Annotated in this window: 19 protein-coding genes; 10 read left to right on the top strand and 9 right to left on the bottom strand. The window is 65.8% G+C overall.

Annotated features, from left to right (window positions below):
- Positions 1-385: 385 nt before the first annotated feature.
- The gene (locus MA07_RS23835) at positions 386-1819 is read left to right on the top strand and encodes a phospholipase D-like domain-containing protein (protein WP_244445339.1); all 1434 of its coding nucleotides are present in this window, start codon (positions 386-388) and stop codon (positions 1817-1819) included.
- Between the two features lie 33 nt (positions 1820-1852).
- Here the strand turns inward: MA07_RS23835 and MA07_RS23830 are convergent, their stop codons facing one another.
- Complete coding sequence (locus MA07_RS23830; protein WP_036357725.1) at positions 1853-2869, bottom strand: LLM class flavin-dependent oxidoreductase; 1017 nt, start codon at positions 2867-2869, stop codon at positions 1853-1855.
- Positions 2870-3260: 391 nt separating this feature from the next.
- On the opposite strand from MA07_RS23830, the gene MA07_RS23825 reads away from it, so the two are divergent.
- Positions 3261-6644, top strand: coding sequence for a hybrid sensor histidine kinase/response regulator (locus MA07_RS23825; protein ID WP_036357722.1), 3384 nt, complete (start codon positions 3261-3263; stop codon positions 6642-6644).
- A gap of 42 nt (positions 6645-6686) precedes the next feature.
- Here the strand turns inward: MA07_RS23825 and MA07_RS23820 are convergent, their stop codons facing one another.
- Positions 6687-7502 carry a helix-turn-helix transcriptional regulator gene (locus MA07_RS23820; RefSeq protein WP_036357719.1) on the bottom strand — a complete coding sequence of 272 codons (816 nt, stop codon included), beginning with the start codon at positions 7500-7502 and terminating at the stop codon, positions 6687-6689.
- A gap of 130 nt (positions 7503-7632) precedes the next feature.
- On the opposite strand from MA07_RS23820, the gene MA07_RS23815 reads away from it, so the two are divergent.
- Complete coding sequence (locus MA07_RS23815) at positions 7633-8952, top strand: tetratricopeptide repeat protein (RefSeq protein WP_036357717.1); 1320 nt, start codon at positions 7633-7635, stop codon at positions 8950-8952.
- A 146-nt stretch (positions 8953-9098) separates the two neighbouring features.
- On the opposite strand, the gene MA07_RS23810 is transcribed toward MA07_RS23815, so the two are convergent.
- Positions 9099-9551 carry a response regulator gene (locus tag MA07_RS23810; protein WP_052003482.1) on the bottom strand — a complete coding sequence of 151 codons (453 nt, stop codon included), beginning with the start codon at positions 9549-9551 and terminating at the stop codon, positions 9099-9101.
- Positions 9527-10510 carry a histidine kinase dimerization/phosphoacceptor domain -containing protein gene (locus tag MA07_RS28150; protein WP_052003481.1) on the bottom strand — a complete coding sequence of 328 codons (984 nt, stop codon included), beginning with the start codon at positions 10508-10510 and terminating at the stop codon, positions 9527-9529. The genes MA07_RS23810 and MA07_RS28150 overlap by 25 nt, the downstream gene beginning before the upstream one ends.
- Before the next feature lie 126 nt (positions 10511-10636).
- Here MA07_RS28150 and MA07_RS28145 point away from each other — a divergent pair, with 126 nt between their 5' ends.
- The 3 genes from MA07_RS28145 (at position 10637) to MA07_RS23790 (ending at position 14254) form a co-directional block, all read left to right on the top strand.
- Positions 10637-12061: a sensor histidine kinase gene (locus MA07_RS28145; RefSeq protein ID WP_052003480.1), complete on the top strand. Its 1425-nt coding sequence runs from the start codon at positions 10637-10639 to the stop codon at positions 12059-12061.
- A complete protein-coding gene (locus tag MA07_RS23795) occupies positions 12058-12498 on the top strand; it encodes a response regulator (protein WP_036357714.1) in 441 nt (146 codons plus the stop codon). Before MA07_RS28145 ends, MA07_RS23795 begins: the two co-directional genes overlap by 4 nt.
- A 208-nt stretch (positions 12499-12706) precedes the next feature.
- Positions 12707-14254 (top strand): MFS transporter, encoded by a 1548-nt coding sequence (locus tag MA07_RS23790; RefSeq protein WP_036357711.1) that lies wholly within the window; start codon positions 12707-12709, stop codon positions 14252-14254.
- 26 nt (positions 14255-14280) lie between these two features.
- On the opposite strand, the gene MA07_RS23785 is transcribed toward MA07_RS23790, so the two are convergent.
- Positions 14281-14508 carry a hypothetical protein gene (locus MA07_RS23785; RefSeq protein WP_036357708.1) on the bottom strand — a complete coding sequence of 76 codons (228 nt, stop codon included), beginning with the start codon at positions 14506-14508 and terminating at the stop codon, positions 14281-14283.
- A 204-nt stretch (positions 14509-14712) separates the two neighbouring features.
- Here MA07_RS23785 and MA07_RS23780 point away from each other — a divergent pair, with 204 nt between their 5' ends.
- Entirely contained in the window at positions 14713-14946 is a 234-nt protein-coding gene (locus MA07_RS23780; protein ID WP_036357705.1) for a hypothetical protein, read from the top strand.
- Positions 14947-14957: 11 nt separating this feature from the next.
- On the opposite strand, the gene MA07_RS23775 is transcribed toward MA07_RS23780, so the two are convergent.
- A complete protein-coding gene (locus MA07_RS23775) occupies positions 14958-15269 on the bottom strand; it encodes a hypothetical protein (RefSeq protein ID WP_081929150.1) in 312 nt (103 codons plus the stop codon).
- Between the two features lie 235 nt (positions 15270-15504).
- Here MA07_RS23775 and MA07_RS30540 point away from each other — a divergent pair, with 235 nt between their 5' ends.
- Positions 15505-15642: a hypothetical protein gene (locus MA07_RS30540; protein WP_200879423.1), complete on the top strand. Its 138-nt coding sequence runs from the start codon at positions 15505-15507 to the stop codon at positions 15640-15642.
- Between the two features lie 140 nt (positions 15643-15782).
- Positions 15783-16031, top strand: a complete 249-nt coding sequence (locus MA07_RS23770) for a hypothetical protein (protein ID WP_036357699.1) — start codon at positions 15783-15785, stop codon at positions 16029-16031.
- A gap of 57 nt (positions 16032-16088) precedes the next feature.
- Here the strand turns inward: MA07_RS23770 and MA07_RS23765 are convergent, their stop codons facing one another.
- Together MA07_RS23765 and MA07_RS23760 are read right to left on the bottom strand one after the other, a co-directional pair.
- On the bottom strand, positions 16089-16430 hold the full coding sequence (locus MA07_RS23765; RefSeq protein ID WP_081929140.1) for a PQ-loop domain-containing transporter: 342 nt from the start codon (positions 16428-16430) through the stop codon (positions 16089-16091).
- A 1-nt stretch (position 16431) separates the two neighbouring features.
- Entirely contained in the window at positions 16432-16710 is a 279-nt protein-coding gene (locus MA07_RS23760) for a SemiSWEET transporter (RefSeq protein ID WP_036357696.1), read from the bottom strand.
- A gap of 241 nt (positions 16711-16951) precedes the next feature.
- Here MA07_RS23760 and MA07_RS23755 point away from each other — a divergent pair, with 241 nt between their 5' ends.
- Entirely contained in the window at positions 16952-17329 is a 378-nt protein-coding gene (locus MA07_RS23755) for a hypothetical protein (RefSeq protein WP_052003479.1), read from the top strand.
- A 45-nt stretch (positions 17330-17374) separates the two neighbouring features.
- On the opposite strand, the gene MA07_RS23750 is transcribed toward MA07_RS23755, so the two are convergent.
- Positions 17375-17674 (bottom strand): hypothetical protein, encoded by a 300-nt coding sequence (locus MA07_RS23750; protein ID WP_052003478.1) that lies wholly within the window; start codon positions 17672-17674, stop codon positions 17375-17377.
- Positions 17675-17701: the final 27 nt, after the last annotated feature.

Here is a 17701-nt window from a genome sequence, read left to right as displayed (position 1 = left end):
GGGTCCCACATGAAACGGATCGCCTCAGCCTGATGGTCTCTGACGACGTCAAGCCGAAGGCGAACCCGTGCTCCCTCCTCCTTCAACGTGCATACCGGCGCTGACCTTCGCGCCGGTCCCGCAGGGCGGGATCGCGCGATGCGGATGCCCTGACCTTCCCTAATGGCACCTCCCCTTTCTCAGGGAGAGCGAAGTTGCGATCTCCCGAGCCTTCAGGGAGCAGCTCCTTCAGCCTCTGGCCCCAACCGGGCCGGTTTTGCGCCCCTGGCTCTCTGCGGAACTGCAACTGACCGGAATTGGTTTACAGCCAAGGCAGCTTTGATGAAGCAACGCCCGTGCGGGGCGCCCGAAGGTTCGGCGCGGCAGGGCGGGAAAGGGAGTGGCAGTGCAGGTCTTGCAACCCGGTCAGACATGCTGGCGCATCGAGCAGGCTGACCGCGTTGCCCTCATCGTCGATGCCGCCGACTATTTCCGCGCCGTCCGGTCGGCCATGCTCGAGGCGCAGCATTCCATCCTCCTGATCGGGTGGGATTTCGACACCCGGATCGACCTCGACCCGGACGATGACGAAGAGGCGCACCCGAGGCACCTGGGAGCCTTCCTGTCATGGCTTGCGGACAGCCGGCCTGGTCTTCGCATCAACATCCTGAAATGGGACCTCGGCACGGTGAAGGCCCTGTGGCGGGGCACCACCCTCTTCCGGGTCGCCCAATGGGCCATGCATGAGCGCATCACGTTCAAGCTGGATGGCGCCCACCCGCCGGGCGCGGCGCACCATCACAAGATCGTCGTGATCGACGATGCCGTGGCGTTCTGCGGCGGCATCGACATGACCGGCGACCGGTGGGACACGTCGGAGCACCGCGACGACGACCCCCGCCGCCGCCGCCCTTTCACGCGGCGCGCCTATGGCCCATGGCACGACGCCACCACGGCGGTCAGCGGCGCCGCGGCCAGGGCTCTGGGCGACCATGCACGCGAACGCTGGCAGCAGGCATCGGGAGAGGTGCTGGCGCCGCCGCCAACCGGCTCGGACCCGTGGCCCGACGGCCTGCCCGTCGACATGAGGGATGTGGCGGTCGCCATCGCCCGCACCATCCCGGCCTATGGCGATCAGACGGAGGTGCGCGAGGTCGAGGCGCTGTACGTCAAGGCGATCGCGGCCGCGCGCAGGAGCGTTTACTTCGAGAGCCAGTATTTCGCCTCGCGGGTCATCGCGGAGGCCATCGCCCGGCGCCTCGACGAGCCGGACGGACCCGAGTTCGTGATCGTCAACCCCGAATCCGCCGAGGGCTGGCTCGAGGAGGAGGCCATGGGCTCGGCCAGGGCCCGTCTCCTGTCCATGCTCGAGCGCCGCGACCGCTTCGGGCGCCTGCGGGTCTACACGCCCGTCACGGCCGGGGAGCAGCCGATCTATGTGCACGCCAAGATCATGATCGTGGACGACCGGCTGCTGCGGGTGGGGTCGTCCAACCTGAACAACCGCTCCATGGGCTACGACACCGAGTGCGACCTCGCGCTCGAAGCGGAGGACGACGACACGGATCTGTCCCATGCGATCCGGGGCTTCCGGGCGAGACTTCTGGCCGAGCATCTCGGCACGTCGGCGGAGCATGTGACGGCCATCGTGTCGGAGCGGCGGTCGCTGATCGCAGCCATCGAGCGGCTGTCGGGACCCGGACGCTCCCTGCGGCCGTTCGAGCCGCCGACGATCAACGATGCCGAGAAGGCTTTGGCGGACCGCGAAATCCTCGATCCGGAGCGGCCGCGTTCCCTCTGGCATGCCCTGTCCTGGCACCGCCCGCCCCTCTTCCGGTGACGGAATCGGGAAACGCCGCGCTCACGCCGATGCCTATCGCCAGCCCATCGCCGGGGCCACATGCTTCAGGATGGCCTCGATTACATGGGCGTTGTAGGCGACGCCGAGCTGGTTCGGCACGGTGAGAAGCAGGGTGTCGGCCTCCGCAATCGCCTCGTCGGCCTTGAGTTCCTCCACCAGCCTGTCCGGCTCCGCCGCGTAGGAACGGCCGAAGATCGCCCGCATGTTGTCGATGACGCCGATCTGATCGCCGTCCTTGCCGCGTCCGAAATAGGCACGGTCGCGGTCGTCGATGAGCGCGAAGATGGAGCGCGAGACCGAGACGCGCGGCGCGCGGGCGTGCCCCGCCTCCTTCCAGGCCTCCCGGTAGCGGCGGATCTGTCGGGCCTGCTGGACATGGAAGGGCTCGCCCGATTCGTCCTCCTTCAGGGTCGAGCTCTGAAGGTTCATGCCCTGCTGGGCGGCCCATATGGCCGTGGCGTCGGACGCGGACCCCCACCAGATGCGCTCGCGAAGGCCTTCCGAATGCGGCTCGAGGCGCAGCAGGCCGGGCGGGTTGGGGAACATCGGGCGCGGGTTCGGCTGGGCGAAGCCCTCGCCGCTGAGGACGCGGAGAAACACGTCCGTGTGCTGGCGGGCCATGTCGGCATCGCTCTGGCCCTCCTCGGGCGCGTAGCCGAAATAGCGCCAGCCGTCGATCACCTGCTCGGGCGAGCCGCGGCTGATGCCGAGTTGGAGGCGCCCGCCGCCGATCAGATCGGCCGCGCCCGCATCCTCGGCCATGTAGAGCGGGTTCTCGTAGCGCATGTCGATGACGGCGGTGCCGATCTCGATGCGGCTGGTCCTGGCCCCGACGGCGGCGAGCAGCGGAAACGGCGAGGCGAGCTGGCGGGCGAAGTGGTGGACGCGGAAGTAGGCGCCGTCCGCGCCGAGCTCCTCGGCCGCTACGGCCAGGTCGATGGACTGGAGCAGCGTGTCGCGGGCGGACCGGGTCTGCGATCCGGGCGAAGGCGACCAGTGTCCGAACGAGAGAAAGCCGATCTTCTTCATGAGGCGGTTCCTGTGCAAAGGCCTTCAGCCGGGTCAGGACCTCGTACGCCCGCCGTTGCGGCAGATCAACCGATCCACGCCGCCAAGAGCACAGGCGTAGGCTCATCTCCGCCTCGAAGCGGCGGGCGAAGCTTCCCTTGAAGGAACAGATCTGGCGTTGAGATCCCTTTTGCCTGCTCTAGATCGTATCCCCTTCACACCCTCGTTTCGGCTCCCTTTGCACCCATGGCAAACCATCCGCCCTATCGGGAATCCCCCTGTCGTTTGCCTATGATCCTGGTCCAGAACGATCTCAGCCTCCTTCGGGAGCACCCCTGCTGTTGGTCCGCTCGGCTTGATCTGCCTCGGCATGCTCGGCTAGTCCCCACGCAAGCTGTCACCGAGGATCCAAATGGATACTAGCAGGAGCGATCCGAGTCCCAGCGCCACGGACCCCTTCCTGGAAGGCGGCGGCGAGATGGGCGCACGCATGCGGGCGCATGACTGGAGCACGTCGCCGCTTGGCCAGCCCGACACATGGCCACGGACGCTGCGCACCCTCGTGCGCCTGATGCTCAACGCCAAGCAGCCGATGTTCATCGCCTGGGGGCCGGATCTCGCCTTCCTCTACAACGACGACTACGTTCCGATCTTCGGCGCCAAGCACCCCGGCGCCCTCGGCCGACCCTTCGCCGAGGTCTGGTCCGACATCTGGGAGCAGATCAAACCGCTCGTGGACCAGACCCTTGCCGGCCAGGCGAGCTGGCACGAGGATCTGCTGATCCCGATGGAGCGCCATGGCTATCGAGAGGAGGCCTGGTTCAGCTTCTCCTACACGCCTGCCTGGGACGACGACGGCAAAATTGCCGGCATGTTCTGCGCCGCGACGGAGACGACCGGCAAGGTCCTTGGCCAGCAGGCCCTGCGCCAGAGCGAGGAGCGGGCCCGGGGCGTGCTCGATGGCATGGACGAGGCCTTCGTGCTGCTCGACCGGGAGTTCCGCATCCTTCGGATCAACCCTGCCGGCTTGCGCCTGGACACACGGGCCGAGGCCGAAATCGTCGGGCGCACGCACTGGGAGGTCTGGCCGAACACGGAGAACTCCCTGCTGGGCGAGATGTACAGGAAGGCCATGGCGGAGCGCGTCCCCGTCATGTTCGAGAACAGCTACACGTGGCCTGACGGACGGGAGGCCTGGATCGAGATCCGGGCCTATCCGGCTCCCGATGGCCTGGCGGTCTTCTACCGCGACATCTCCGAGCGCAAGCATGCGGAGGCTCTGCTTCACGAGGCGGAGGACCACTACCGCCATGCGGTCGAGCTGAATCCGCAGGTCAGCTGGACGTCCCTCCCCAACGGCCAGCTCGATCGCGTCGCCGGTCGCTGGCAGGACTGGACCGGCACCACGGGACTGAGCGGGACCTGGGCGCAGGCCATGCACCCGGACGATGTGGAGCCGACCTTGGATGCGTGGGGGCACTCCATTGCCACGGGGGAGCCTTTCGACATCGAGCACCGCGTCCGAATGCGCACCGGCGAGTATCGCTGGATGCACTCGCGCGCCTCTCCACGGCGCGGGGACGATGGGCAGATCATCAAATGGTACGGCACCACGGAGGACATCTCGGAGCGGCGAGCCAGCCAGGAGGCCCTGCTGGAGGAGACCCGCGCCCTGGAAATCCTCAACACGGCGCTTGCGGCCGCCGCGTCCGAGCTCGACCTGGACCGGCTGGTGCAGAAGGTGACGGATGCGGGCGTCGAACTCACCGGGGCCCAGTTCGGCGCATTCTTCTACAACGTGGAGAACCAAGCGGGCGAGAGCTACGTGCTCTATGCGATCTCCGGCGTCCCGCGCGAGGCCTTCTCCAAGTTCCCGATGCCGCGCAACACCCATGTCTTCGCTCCCACGTTCAACGGTGAGCGGATCGTGCGGTCGGACGACATCACCAAGGATCCTGCCTACGGACACATGGAGCCCCACCGGGGCATGCCTGCGGGCCACCTGCCCGTCCGCAGCTATCTGGCCGTGCCGGTAACGTCGCGCTCGGGCGAGGTGATCGGCGGCCTGTTCTTCGGACATGCACAGCCTGGCGTGTTCCACGCGCGTTCTGAACGCTTGATCGTCGGGCTGGCCGCAGGGGCGGCGGTGGCCATCGACAACGCCCGCCTGTTCCAGAAAGCGCAGTGGGAGATCGAGGAGCGCCGGCGCGCCGAAGAGGCGCTGCGGCGTCTGAACGAAACCTTGGAAGCCGAAGTGGAGGAGCGGACCCGGGAAAGGGACCAGATCTGGCAGCTCAGCACGGACCTGATGGACGTATGCCGGGCCGACGGAACCCTGTTGGCGATCAACCCGGCCTGGACCGCCATGCTCGGCTGGTCCGAGGCGGAGCTTCTGGCCAGCAACTTCCTGGGTCTCATCCACCCGGACGATGTGGAGAGCACGCTCGGAGAACTTTCACGCCTCGACCAGGGAATCCGGACGTTCCGGTTCGAGAACCGCTTCCGCGCCAAGGACGGCAGCTACCGGCTGATCTCCTGGACAGCCGTGCCGAAGGAGGGATTGTTCTATGCCATCGGTCGCGACATCACGGCGGAGCGGGCTGCGGCCGAAACCCTGCGGGAGACGGAAGAGGCTCTGCGGCAGTCCCAGAAGATGGAGGCGGTGGGCCAGCTCACGGGCGGTATCGCTCATGACTTCAACAACCTTCTGACCGGGGTGATCGGCTCCCTGGACATGCTGCGTACCCGCCTTGCGCAGGGGCGGACGGACAATGTCGATCGCTACATCACCGCGGCCGCGACCTCGGCAAATCGCGCAGCCGCGCTGACCCATCGCCTGCTTGCCTTTGCACGCCGCCAGCCGCTCGATCCGAGGCCCGTGCAGGCGAACGCGCTCGTCGCCTCTCTGGAGGACCTGTTCCGACGCACGGTGGGTGAGATGGTCACGCTGGAGGTGGTGCTGGCGGGCGGCCTCTGGCCGACGCTGTGCGACCCCAACCAGCTGGAGAGCGCGCTTCTCAACCTCGTGATCAACGCCCGCGATGCCATGCCGGACGGCGGCAATCTGACGATCGAGACTTGCAACGCCCATCTCGACGATGCGTATGTTGCCGCGCAACGGGATGTGAAGCCAGGACAGTATGTTTGCATCTGCGTAACGGACACCGGAACCGGCATGTCGCAGGATGTGATCGAACGGGCCTTCGACCCGTTCTTCACGACCAAGCCCATCGGTCAGGGCACCGGCCTTGGCCTGTCCATGGTGTACGGCTTTGCACGGCAGTCGGAGGGGCACGCCAAGATCTACAGCGAAGTCGGGCAAGGAACCACGATCAAGATCTACCTGCCGCGCTATCGCGGCGAGACGGACGCGGAGATCGAATCGGCGACCCTTGCCGAGGCGCCACGGGCCGAGACTGGCGAGACGGTTCTGGTGGTCGAGGACGAGCCGGTAGTGCGCAGCCTGATCGTCGAGGTGCTTGAGGATCTCGGCTACCGGACCCTGGAGGCGGCGGATGGACCGGAAGGGCTCAAGATCCTCCAATCCAGGCGGCGCATCGATCTCCTGGTCACGGATGTGGGCCTGCCGGGCCTGAATGGGCGCCAGCTCGCCGATGCCGCCCGGGAAGGACGGCGCGACCTCAAGATCCTCTTCATCACCGGCTACGCTGAGAACGCCACCTTGGCAGCAGGCTTCCTGGAGCCGGGAATGCAGATGATCACGAAGCCTTTCGCTGTGGATGCCCTGGCGCAGAAGATCCGATCGATCATCAAAGGCGATGACGCTGACGCTTGAGGTCTCCGGCGTGCGGAAGCCCGACGATGGGGGCGGCTTCGGCTATGTGGACGGCTCGCCCGGAGCGCTCCGATCCACGCCGCGCCCGCGCATATAGGCCTGGGGGCTGCAGCCCATCTCGGTGCGGAACGCGTACACGAAGGCCGATGTGGAGCCGTAGCCGAGCTCCAGGGCCGTGCGGGTCACGTCCAGGCCTCCGCCCATGAGCTCGATCGACTTGAACAGCCGCAGGCGCCGGCGCCAGGAGCGCAGGCTCATGCCCAGCTCCGCCTCGAAGCGGCGCGTGAGCGTCCGCTCCGACATCCCGAGCTCCCGGCCCCAGGCCTCCGGCCCGCGCGGGTCGGCGGGGTCGGCATAGAGCGCCTCGCACAAGACTGTCAGGGAGGATCCGCCGCGCGGCCAGGAAAGCGCGCCCGGAAGCGGCCGCGCCCGCCGGAGCTGGTCGAGGAGCAGATCCGTCACGCGGCCCGCATAGCCGTCCCGGTCTTCGTCGCTCCCGATGGCGGTCGCCTCCACGATCAGCGCCTTCAGCAGCGGCGTGACGCCGAACACGGTCGGCGTTGTCGGCAGGCCCCGGCCGGTCTCATGGGCGATCCAGAGGCTGCGGAACTCCGCGCCGAGCAGGGACCCGGTGCGGTGCCTTAAGCCCGTCGGCAGCCAGACTGCCTGCTCCGGCGAGATCACGAAGGAATGTCCCTCGACAGTGACCGTGAGCACGCCGGAGATCGCGTAGACCATCTGGTGCCAACGGTGCGAATGCTCGGGAAAGAAGTGGCGCGCCGGGATGGTCTGCGCCCGCACGGTGATCGGCCGAGGAGGCTCCAACCCGGGCGGCGCCTCGAGCGTTTCCCATGACATCGCGGGTCTCCAGTTTGGCGCCTACTCTATATTATTTGGCAGACTGTCAAAAGACGGACAGAGGGCGATCCCGTACAAACCGCCGGGACGGGCCATGCTGCCTGCACGCTCCCGGAATGAGGAATCCGCCATGACCCGCTTCGACAGCCGTGGCCTGCCGCTCTCGACCACGTCCGACATCGCGGCCGAGCGCTACCGGCATGGCGTCGACCTGCTCCTCTCGGCCTGGCCTGGAGCGGCCGAGGTGTTGGAGGAGGCCATCGCGGCCGATCCGGACTTCGCCCTCGCCCATGCGGCCCGCGCCCGCCTGCACGCCATCCGGTCCGAGCTGGCGAAGGCCAAGGCGCGGATCGCCACGGCGGAGGAGATCGTCGCCCGGCGCGGCACCGAGCGCGAGCGCAGCCATGTGACGGTCCTGTCGCTCGCCATCAACGGCCTCTCGGCCCAGGCGCTGGAGCGGGCGCTCGCCCATGCCGATGCCTGGCCGCGGGACGTGCTGATCCTGTCGCTGCCGCTCGGCGCCTTCGGGCTCTTCGCCTTCTCCGGCATGGCGGGTCACGATCAGGCGCGCGTCGATCTCTGCGAGCGCCACGCCCGGCACTTCGACGCGGACGACTGGTGGTTCCTCACCTATCGCGGCTGGTCGCATGCGGAGAACGGCAACGTGGCGCATGGCCGGGCTCTCACGCAGCGCGGCTACGACCTGCGCCGGAACAACGCCAACGCGGCGCATGCGCTCTCGCACGCCCTTTACGAAGGCGGCGCGCACGACGAGGCGGAGCGCCTGATCGCCGACTGGCTGCCGGGCTACGACCGCACAGGCGTTCTCCACGGCCACATCGCCTGGCATTCGGCGCTGGGCGCCCTGGAACGCGGCGATCCGGAAGGGGCGCTGGCGATCTACGCCGATCACATCCAGCCCTCGGTGACGGCCGGCATGCCGGTCAATGTGGTGAGCGACACCGCGTCCTTCCTGTGGCGGCTGAAGGCCTACGGCCACACAGTGCCGGCAGGGCTATGGGAGGACGCAGCAGCCTATTCCGAAAAGTATTTTCAGAAGGCGGGCTTCGCCTTTGCCGACGTGCACATGGCGCTTCTCGCGGCCGCGACCGGCGACAAGGCTGCGGTCGAAGAGCGCGTGAAGGCTCTGATGGCGCTGGTTGAGGCAGGAGCCTTGCCGGCCGGGCCTGTGGTGCCGGCGATCTGCCGCGCGGCTCTCGCGTTTGCGGACGAGGACTACGCGGCCTGCGCGCGCATCCTGGAGCCGGTCGCGGCGGAAGTCGTGCGCATCGGCGGCAGCGGCGCCCAGCGCGAGATGATCGAGGACATGCTGCTGCTGGCCCTCATGCGCAGCGGCGAGGCCGTGAAGGCCGGCCAACTGCTCGACCGCCGCCTGCACCGCCGCCCGTCCGCGCGCGACGCGCACTGGCACGGCCTACTCGCCGCTTGAGGCGACTTATGTTATCCGTTGATACCAGTGCGGCCGAGATCCGGCACCGTCTTGCCCGCGGGGCAACGCATATTGATGGCCTCGGAGCGATGCCATCACGCCGGAAGTCGGGAGCGCTCGGGGCGGATGGCCTTGGCTGAGATCTGTCAGACGCCGTTGCGCGGCGGCTCCGTCGTCGCTGCAGAGGCCGAAGCATCCCTGGATGTCACCTCACGTTCCGCCGCGGTCCTGAGAACCGAGACGAGTTCTTCCTGGTTGAACGGCTTCTGGAGAAAGGCGAGCGGTCCGGTTGCCTCAGCGGCCAAACGCGTCAACGGTTCGCCCGAACCGGAAATGAACAGGTACGGGATGGCGCGATCACGCGCCGCGTGGGCGACATCGATCCCGGTCATGCCGCCCTTCAGCTTGATGTCCAGGATGGCGACGTCGACCCGGTCCCGCTCCAGAGACTGGAGCGCCTTCTCTCCGGTCGCAGCGAAGCCTGCCACTTCGTGACCGGCTTCCTCAAGCACATCGGCGATATAATCCGCCACAAGAGCCTCGTCCTCGACGATAAGGACACGCAGTCTCCCGTTCAGAGTGGAACGCTGATCCGGCATAGTGCTCCCACCTCACCTCGCTCATACGACACTTCGCCCCCTATCTGGTCCGTCAGCCGTCGGATGAGGCGCATTCCGACACCGGACGCAACAGATAGATCCAAATTCTCAGGGTATCCCGCGCCATCGTCTACGATGGTCAGGACCGCTCCACCCGCCGTCGCCTGGAGTGTGACCGACAACTGCCCGGTGCGATCGTCCGGAAAGGCATGTTTCAAGGAATTGGTGAGAACTTCATTGGCAATGAGCCCGAACGGCACTGCCAAGTCAACGGGCAACTCCACCGCTTCCAGACGAAGAGCAAGCCGAACACGCCCGCCTGACAGGCCGGCGAGGCTTCCGGAAAGCCGTTCCATGAAGGCTGCGAAGTCCACCCGGCGGAAGTCCTCCGAGCGGTAGAACTCCTCCTGGAGGGCGCTCAGCGCTTGGATGCGGCGCTGAAGGTCCGCGAGTTGCTCCCGGTCACCGGCATTCGTGATAGCCTTCTCCGTCATCCGCAGGAGGCTGATCACGATCTGAAGGTTGTTGTGCAACCGGTGATATAGCTCCTTGAGAACCAAGTCGCGGTTCTCGCCCAGCTCAAGCAACTCCCGCCTGCGGTCAAAAGCAGAGCGGACCGCCATGGCCAGGCGTCGAAGCTGCTTGGCGCCCTTGACCACGTAATCGTCGAAGCCGTGCTTGAGAACGCGAACCGCCAACTCCTCATTGCCGGTGCCCGTGAACATGACTGTGCAGCAGAAGGGATTGGCCGCCTTGACCTTGTCGAAAACGGCGATCCCATCCGACCAGCGCAGGTCGTAATCGGTGACCAAGATGTCGGGTGCTTGCTCCCGCAGGAGTTCATCGAGCCCGTTCAGATCGGGCGCCTCCCGGACCTCGGCGTCGGGGAACTCCTGGGTGACGGCCCGAATTGCCAGAGCACGGGTATCGGGGTCGTCGTCGACAAAGAGGATGCGCATGGGACCATTCAGGCAAGAAGCGACGGATGAATTGGCGCACGAGGCCACAAAGGCAACGAACGGGAAGCTCCGTTGATCCTGTCCGCCGATAGCCATCGGGCAAGAACGGGCGTCGAGACACCGCCCATGCGTGGCCCTGCTACCTCCGGACCGTCCCGCATCAAGCCGTTCCTCGGGTCAGCGGCGCTTGCGGTTGCTGGGGCGCTGCTGGTCGCCAGCGCGATCACGTTGAACGTGTTTCTCTTAAGCCTCTCGGAAGCCCGCGCCTTGGTTCTGCATGCGAGCTCCATCCTTCAGAGCGTCGCCAAACTGCACGTGGATGTTCGCGCCGCCGAGACGGGCCAGAGGGGCTACATCCTGACCGGGGAACGCCGCTACCTTGCGCCCTACGAGCAGGCGACCGGACATGTCTGGGACAGCTTCCAGCGACTGGAGCGCGATGTGCAGGATCCAGGGCAAGCAACACGCCTTCGTCACCTGCGCCCTCTCGTCGAAGCCAAGCTGGGCGAGCTGGCTCAAACGGTCGAGCTTCGGCACAGGAGCTTCGAGGAAGCCCTCGCAGTGGTCCGGACGGATACTGGCCAGAGGCTGATGGAGGAGATCGACGCCGCCATCGTCGAGTTCGAACATGCTGAGCGGGACATCATGGTCTCCCGGACCCAGCGCCTGGAGCAGCAGGCCGTCTGGACCAGCCGGGTCGCTGCGCTCACGGGAGTCCTGGCCCTGGTCAGCACCATCCTCGGCGTGATCTGGATCGGACGCCAGCGCGCCAATGCCCGGCTCCTGGATGCGGAGCGAGGCTTCCGGCACAACCTCGAACGGCAGGTAGAGGAACGCACCGTCCAGCTTACCCAGGTCAACCGGGAGCTGGATGCGTTCGCCTACACGATCTCCCATGACCTGAGGGCGCCGCTGCGCGCCATGCACGGCTACGCCGACGCCCTCGTGGAGGATTACGGCTCAGCCCTACCGAAGGAAGGCCATGGTTTCGTGGAGCGTATCGTTGCCGCAGCCGGTCGCATGGAGGAGCTGATCCGCGATATCCTCAGCTACAGCCGTCTGGCCCGGGAAGAGGTGAGCGTGCGCCCGGTCGCCCTCAAAGCCACGGTGGAAAGGGTGATTGCCGATGCCGAGCTGCAAATCAGGGAGTCGAATGCCGCGGTAGAGGTGAAACATCCCCTGCCCGATGTCATGGCTCACCCGCCCACGCTCGCTCAGGCGGTGGCGAACCTGCTGTCGAATGCCATCAAGTTCGTCCCGCCGGGCCGGACGCCCCAGATATGCATCGGAGCCGAAGAACGGGACGGACGAGTCCGGCTCTGGGTCGACGACAATGGCATCGGCATCGATCCCGATCATCAGGAGCGCGTGTTCCAACCTTTCCAGCGCCTCCATGGCGTGGAAAGCTACCCAGGGACGGGGATTGGCTTGGCCATCGTCAGCAGAAGCCTTGAACGCATGGACGGCCGCAGCGGCGTGATCTCAAGTCCAGGACAGGGAAGCCGCTTCTGGATCGAGCTCAGGTCGGCGCAGAAGGAGAGGCCGGAATGAATCCTACCGACGACGTGATCCTGATCGTCGAGGACGATCCCGACGATCGACACCTGCTCGCTCGGGCCTGCCGCAAGGCGAAGGTGGAGATACCCCTCCATTTCGCAGTGGATGGCGACGAAGCGCTGGCATTTCTCAATGGGATCAGTCGCGCTCCGGATCCCCAACGCCCGGTGGTCATTCTCCTGGATCTGAAGCTTCCAGGCCGATCCGGATTCGAGGTGCTCGAATGGATCAAGGGACACCCCATCTTCCGGAGGGTTCCTGTGATCATCCTGACCTCCTCGCGGGAGAACGTCGATCTCGAGCGGGCCTACGACCTTGGCGCGAACTCGTATCTTGTGAAGCCGGCGCGTCCCGAGGAACTGTTACGGATGGTCGAGCAGATCGACGCCTATTGGCTGGGCCTCAACCAGACTCTTCGGGCAGCCATGTGAAGGTTGGGGCCGCTGCTGCATATCGACGGTTTTCGTGTGTCGAAATGCACGTGGCCGAGGCGATGGCCAGAAATCTGAGGAACACCAGGCGACCGGCTTTTGAGCTGGATCTTGGTTCAGTAGAACCACCCGTCTAATTTTCTCGAGGCTTGCCAAATCCCCACGAGCCCGTGAAAGTGCCGGCCCTTCGAAAGATGAGAGTCGGTTCATGCAGGTACAGGCAACCGTTGAAAACCAGCCGCTTGCCGGACGCCGTGAGTGGATCGGGCTTTGCGTTCTGTCCGTCGCCTGCCTGATCTACTCGATGGACCTGTCGGTGCTCTTCCTGGCGATGCCTGCCATCGTGGCGGATCTCGACCCGTCGGCATCGGAACTGCTCTGGATCAACGACATCTACGGCTTCATGGTCGCGGGCTTCCTGGTGACGATGGGTACGCTCGGCGACAGGGTGGGCCGCAGGCGCGTGCTGCTCATCGGCGCCTTCGCGTTCGGTCTGGCATCCGCAGTGGCCGCTTTTGCAGGCACGGCCCAGCAGCTCATCATGGCGCGCGCGCTGCTCGGCATCGCCGGCGCGACCATCGCGCCGTCGACCCTGTCCCTGGTGGTCAACCTGTTTCAGAACGAACACGAGCGGAACCGCGCCATCGGCATCTGGGGCACCGCCTTCGCTCTGGGAGGATTGGTGGGACCTCTCATCGGCGGCGTGCTGCTGCAATACTTTCATTGGGGATCGGTGTTTCTGATCAATATCCCGATCATGCTCGCGCTGCTGGTCGTGGCGCCTTTCCTGTTGCCGGAATACAGGAGCGAGGGCGGCGAAAGGCTCGATCTCGTCAGTGTGGCGCTGTCCCTCGGGACCGTGCTGCCGATCATCTACGGATTCAAGCACATGGCGGCCGATGGCTTCGCGCCCCATCAGCTGCTGGCGATCGCGGCGGGCCTTTTGATCGGCGTATTGTTCGTGCGCCGCCAGAAGAGTCTCGCGCATCCGCTGATCGATCTGCGCCTGTTCCGCATCCCGGCTTTCACCGCATCGCTGATCGTCAATCTGGCCGGCATGTTCTTCGTGTTCGGGGTATTCCTGTTTCAGAACCTGTTCCTGCAACTCGTTCTCGGCCTGTCGCCTCTCGAGGCGGCCGTCTGGTCCGTGCCGTCCGCGCTCGTCTTCACGATCATGTCGTTGCACGCGTACCGGTTCACGAACCGGCTCGGGCCGGTCAAGACCGTTCTCCTCGGGCTGCTCGTCTATGCGGTCGGCGTCACCGCGATGGCCGTTGCCGCCTTCGCCGAGAGCCTCGTCGGCGTTCTGACGGCCAGCATGCTGGTCGGTCTCGGCTTCGTGCCCGTCGTCCTCACCACGACGGGCCTGATCGTCGGCACCGCACCGCCGGAGCAGGCAGGCTCCGCCTCCGCCATCTCCGAGACGAGCGCGGAGTTCGGCGGAGCGCTCGGCGTCGCCCTGCTCGGAAGCCTCGGAACGCTCGTGTACCGCATGAGCATGGACGGCGTGGACCTGAGCGGGCTGAACGCCGCCCAGCAGCTCGCCGTCTCGAGCACGCTCGCAGGCGCGGTCGAGACGGCGAAAGCGATGGGCGGCACCGCACCGGTCTGGCTGGACGTGGCGCGCAGCGGCTTCTCGCTGGGCTTTGCAACCTGCTGTGCGCTTGCCGCGATCACGCTGCTCGGCCTCGCCGCGCTCGCGTACAGGATCTATTCCAGCGCTCATGTCGATGAGACCGCCGCGATGCCTCACTGACCGGGTCCCGCGCGGAATCGGCAGGGTCAGTGCAGGATCGGCTCGAGCGGAATGGACAGGAGGACGGTGCCGGATGAGTCGACCACATCGAGCCGCCAGTCCTGCCACGATTCGCCGAACTGGATCGCCTCGGCGCGAACGTCCTCGATGGTCTGCAGGGCGAACGCGTGCGCCTTGGCAAGGTCGGGGACCTCAACGCCCGTGTCGTCCTCAATGATCTCGTGACCGTTCACCAGATGAAAGTAGCAGCGCATCGACCATCCATGACTTGAACCGGCGCACGGCCGTCCCGGGCTCCTTCAAGCCTTTCGAGATCGGCGGATCGGAATCCGGCCAGGCAATATAGTTTCCGCCCGGTCGGCGCCCATTGAACGAGATGATGAGAGATTGTTGCGGAATAAACCCGCCGGCCGTTCGTTAATCTTCGATCCGGCAACGGTACGGTCCGGGAGGGCCTCATGAGCGAGCAGGATCTCTACATCATCCGTCTGTCCAAGGAGGGCTGGGCCGTTCACCTCGCCGATGAGACCCTTGGCCGGTTCGATGAACGGCCGCAGGCCATCGAAGCGGCTGTGGTCGTGGCCGAAGCGTCGGCCCGTCTCGGCAAGGCCGCAGGCGTCGTGATGGAAGAAGGCGGCCAGCGGATCGTGGTGTGGGATGCGGGACGGGACACATATTCCAGGCTCTCGTGAGCGGCATGATCTCACCCCTGTGAGCCGCCGCGGTCGCTCTCGCCCGGCGGAGGCGTGCGAGCCCAGACATCGGCCGACAGCGCAAGCATCACCGCGACAGCCTCGCCCACGGCTTTGTCGCCCGTACCGACACGGGCGCTCTCGAGCACCAGGCGGAGGCGGCGTCGGCTTGGCCACGGCAACGCGGCAAGAGTGGTTTCGAGGTCCAAGCGCGCGACCGCCGACACACCCGCGCGCTGCGCAATCTCATCGACCTTCTCAGTAAGGGCGCTCAGGTGCTCGGCAACATGACTGGAGGATAATTCTGATCTGAGCAATGGCATCGACGTGAATGAGAACTCGAAGGACCTGCTCCCCAGCCGCCCCGTGAGTGGGTCCAACCCTTCTGCACGGCCTCCGTTCCCATCAGGGCTTTTGGAAGAGAGGGAGGTGAGTGCGTTTGCCCTCGCATGGTTAAGACTTGGTGCAGAGATGGCGGTCCCATTCGGGCAGTATTATCGCCACAATTGGCAACAAGGATCCTTGAGGCTGATTCCGGCCCAACGGTTGCGAGGGTTCATGACCCGTAAGAATCGCGTTGTGCTCTATGGTCGCCTTGGCCTCATCCTGATGGCCTTCGCAATGATCGGCGGCGTCGTGGCCGAACCGCTTCTTCGGCCCTTGTGGTCGTCACGGTTCACGGTGGCCCAACGTTAGTTCGTTCTGGAGCCGATTCCCTCATGGGCCGAGGGAGCATCGCCGAGCCGCCTTGCATCGATTGGCAATTCGGGAGACCACACGGAACCGAACGCATCCGGCCCGATTGGCCATGATCCACCCAAGCTTCAAGGACACCCATGCCGCGCTACTTCTTCAACGTGCATATCGGTGCAGACGCCCTCCCCGACCCCGAGGGACAGGACCTGCGCGATGCGGATCAGGCCTGGGAGGTGGCGAGGGCGATGGCTCAGAACCTCATGAGCACGGAATTCGAGCAGCCGGTGAACTGGGCCACGGCGCATATCGAGGTGAAGGACGACCTGGACGAGATCATCCTGGAATTCCCCTTTCTAGAAGCCGTCCCGTTCACGCAACAGACTCATTGAGATTGCAAGGCGGCCTCTGAGAGCGACGATGCTCGCTCTGATGTGCGGCGACCTCTCTCAACGCGCGACGGGTTCGGCGGCACCCGGCGCCTGATGCGGCGATGCATCCTGACGGCAGGGTTCGCCGGCGGCCTGCAGACGGGAGCCGCGGACCTTCAGGACAAGGATGACCGAGCTCAGAACCAAGCCGAGCGCGCTGAAGACCAGGATCGGCAGGGACCCGAGGGCGAAGCCGTAGACGGTCCAGAGCAGGAGCCCGAAGGTGCGCACCGCGAACATGCGCAGCGAGATGGCCGCGACATCGCCGCTGCGGCAGCACTTCACGACCTGCGGGACGAGGCTGTAGAGACCGATGCAGCCTGCCGCGACACCGAGAAGCGTGGAGAGGGTTGCCTGCATGTCAGCGCACCCGCGCGAGTCTGGAGCTTCGCAGCTTCAGGGTCAGGATGATGCCCGCGAAGACCACGTTGATCACGTTGAACAGGACGACCGGCACGCTGGCGATCATCAGCCCGTGGCCTATCCAGAGCCCGTAGGCGATGAGCGAGGCCACGTACATGCGCTTCGAGATCGCCTCGGTGTCGCCCTCGCGCCATGCCTTGAGCACCTGCGGGACGAAGCTGAGGCTGGTGCACAGCCCCGCTGCCAAACCCAGCACCGTCAGCCACCCTGTCTGCATGTTCCCGCTCCTGTCACAGAAGCGTCGTCAACTGAATCACGGAAGGCAGGTTCCGGTGCGGGCGGTCGTGACGCAGGGATGCACGGGATCACGGGAGCGTGGACCCTGATGGCGGTATCCCCGTCGGAACTTCCAATCGAGCCCCCGGTTCACCCAGGCGCCCGTTTTCACGATCCATGACGCCGCTCCGACGGAATGTTCGCGCGCATTCCTCTAAAGGCGTCGCCTGATGGAGGCCCATATGCGGAAAGCCCTCATACTAGCAGCGGGACTGGTCCTGTTAGGAACATCGGCCTGGAGTCAGAGCTCATCGCGGGATGACGATGATGACCGCCATAGGCGGTGGTATGACAGCCGCGACCGATGGGATGGCGACAGGGACCGCGGCGATAGGGGCGAGCGTCGCCGGCGGGCCATGCGGGACGACGATGACGATGACCCTCCCGGTGGCAACGCTCATTTCTTCGTGCGCAGCGGGGACACGCAGCTTCGCGTGGTTTGCAGCGACCGGGAATCGACGCAGGCCTGCGTGGACGCGGCGCTGCGGATGTTCGACCGGGTGCAGTCGCAGCCGCGCGCGGCAACGAGCGCGCCGACGCCTCCTGCAACACCTCAATAGGTCGTCGACGCCGGTGGCCGACGGACTGCCACCGGCCTCAAACGCCTACTCTTCGCAAACGCGGTAGCGCCTCACGACCGTTTCGCCGAAGCGGTTCCGCTCGCGCCGGGTCTCGTAGTAGCAGTCGCGATCGCGCTCCCGCCAACGGCGGCCGCGATCCCAGTCACGATCTCGATCCCGGTCGCGCCACTCTCTGTCACGCTCCCAGCCTCGGTCGCGGTCCTGCCAGTCGCGGCCGTTATCCCAGTCGCGATCCATTCTGGACTGCGCCGACACCCCGGTGACGAGGCTGCCGGCGAGAATGCATCCTGCAAGAACAGCCGATACGCGTCTCAGCTTTGTCATGGCCAACCTCGACCTCCACATGGGTTA

The organism is Microvirga sp. BSC39 (assembly GCF_000739015.1).
In the GTDB taxonomy this organism is placed as follows: Bacteria; Pseudomonadota; Alphaproteobacteria; order Rhizobiales; family Beijerinckiaceae; genus Microvirga.
This window is presented reverse-complemented; position numbering and strand designations above follow the sequence as displayed.

Coding starts and splice junctions, on each gene's coding strand:
- MA07_RS23770 (WP_036357699.1), top strand. CDS start 15,783: ATGCCGCGCTACTTCTTCAACGTGCATATCGGTGCAGACGCCCTCCCC.
- MA07_RS28150 (WP_052003481.1), bottom strand. CDS start 10,510: ATGCGCATCCTCTTTGTCGACGACGACCCCGATACCCGTGCTCTGGCA.
- MA07_RS23765 (WP_081929140.1), bottom strand. CDS start 16,430: ATGCAGGCAACCCTCTCCACGCTTCTCGGTGTCGCGGCAGGCTGCATC.
- MA07_RS23780 (WP_036357705.1), top strand. CDS start 14,713: ATGAGCGAGCAGGATCTCTACATCATCCGTCTGTCCAAGGAGGGCTGG.
- MA07_RS23785 (WP_036357708.1), bottom strand. CDS start 14,508: ATGCGCTGCTACTTTCATCTGGTGAACGGTCACGAGATCATTGAGGAC.
- MA07_RS23775 (WP_081929150.1), bottom strand. CDS start 15,269: ATGCCATTGCTCAGATCAGAATTATCCTCCAGTCATGTTGCCGAGCAC.
- MA07_RS23810 (WP_052003482.1), bottom strand. CDS start 9,551: ATGCCGGATCAGCGTTCCACTCTGAACGGGAGACTGCGTGTCCTTATC.
- MA07_RS28145 (WP_052003480.1), top strand. CDS start 10,637: ATGCGTGGCCCTGCTACCTCCGGACCGTCCCGCATCAAGCCGTTCCTC.
- MA07_RS30540 (WP_200879423.1), top strand. CDS start 15,505: ATGACCCGTAAGAATCGCGTTGTGCTCTATGGTCGCCTTGGCCTCATC.
- MA07_RS23820 (WP_036357719.1), bottom strand. CDS start 7,502: ATGTCATGGGAAACGCTCGAGGCGCCGCCCGGGTTGGAGCCTCCTCGG.
- MA07_RS23795 (WP_036357714.1), top strand. CDS start 12,058: ATGAATCCTACCGACGACGTGATCCTGATCGTCGAGGACGATCCCGAC.
- MA07_RS23750 (WP_052003478.1), bottom strand. CDS start 17,674: ATGACAAAGCTGAGACGCGTATCGGCTGTTCTTGCAGGATGCATTCTC.
- MA07_RS23755 (WP_052003479.1), top strand. CDS start 16,952: ATGCGGAAAGCCCTCATACTAGCAGCGGGACTGGTCCTGTTAGGAACA.
- MA07_RS23830 (WP_036357725.1), bottom strand. CDS start 2,869: ATGAAGAAGATCGGCTTTCTCTCGTTCGGACACTGGTCGCCTTCGCCC.
- MA07_RS23760 (WP_036357696.1), bottom strand. CDS start 16,710: ATGCAGACAGGGTGGCTGACGGTGCTGGGTTTGGCAGCGGGGCTGTGC.
- MA07_RS23825 (WP_036357722.1), top strand. CDS start 3,261: ATGGATACTAGCAGGAGCGATCCGAGTCCCAGCGCCACGGACCCCTTC.
- MA07_RS23790 (WP_036357711.1), top strand. CDS start 12,707: ATGCAGGTACAGGCAACCGTTGAAAACCAGCCGCTTGCCGGACGCCGT.
- MA07_RS23815 (WP_036357717.1), top strand. CDS start 7,633: ATGACCCGCTTCGACAGCCGTGGCCTGCCGCTCTCGACCACGTCCGAC.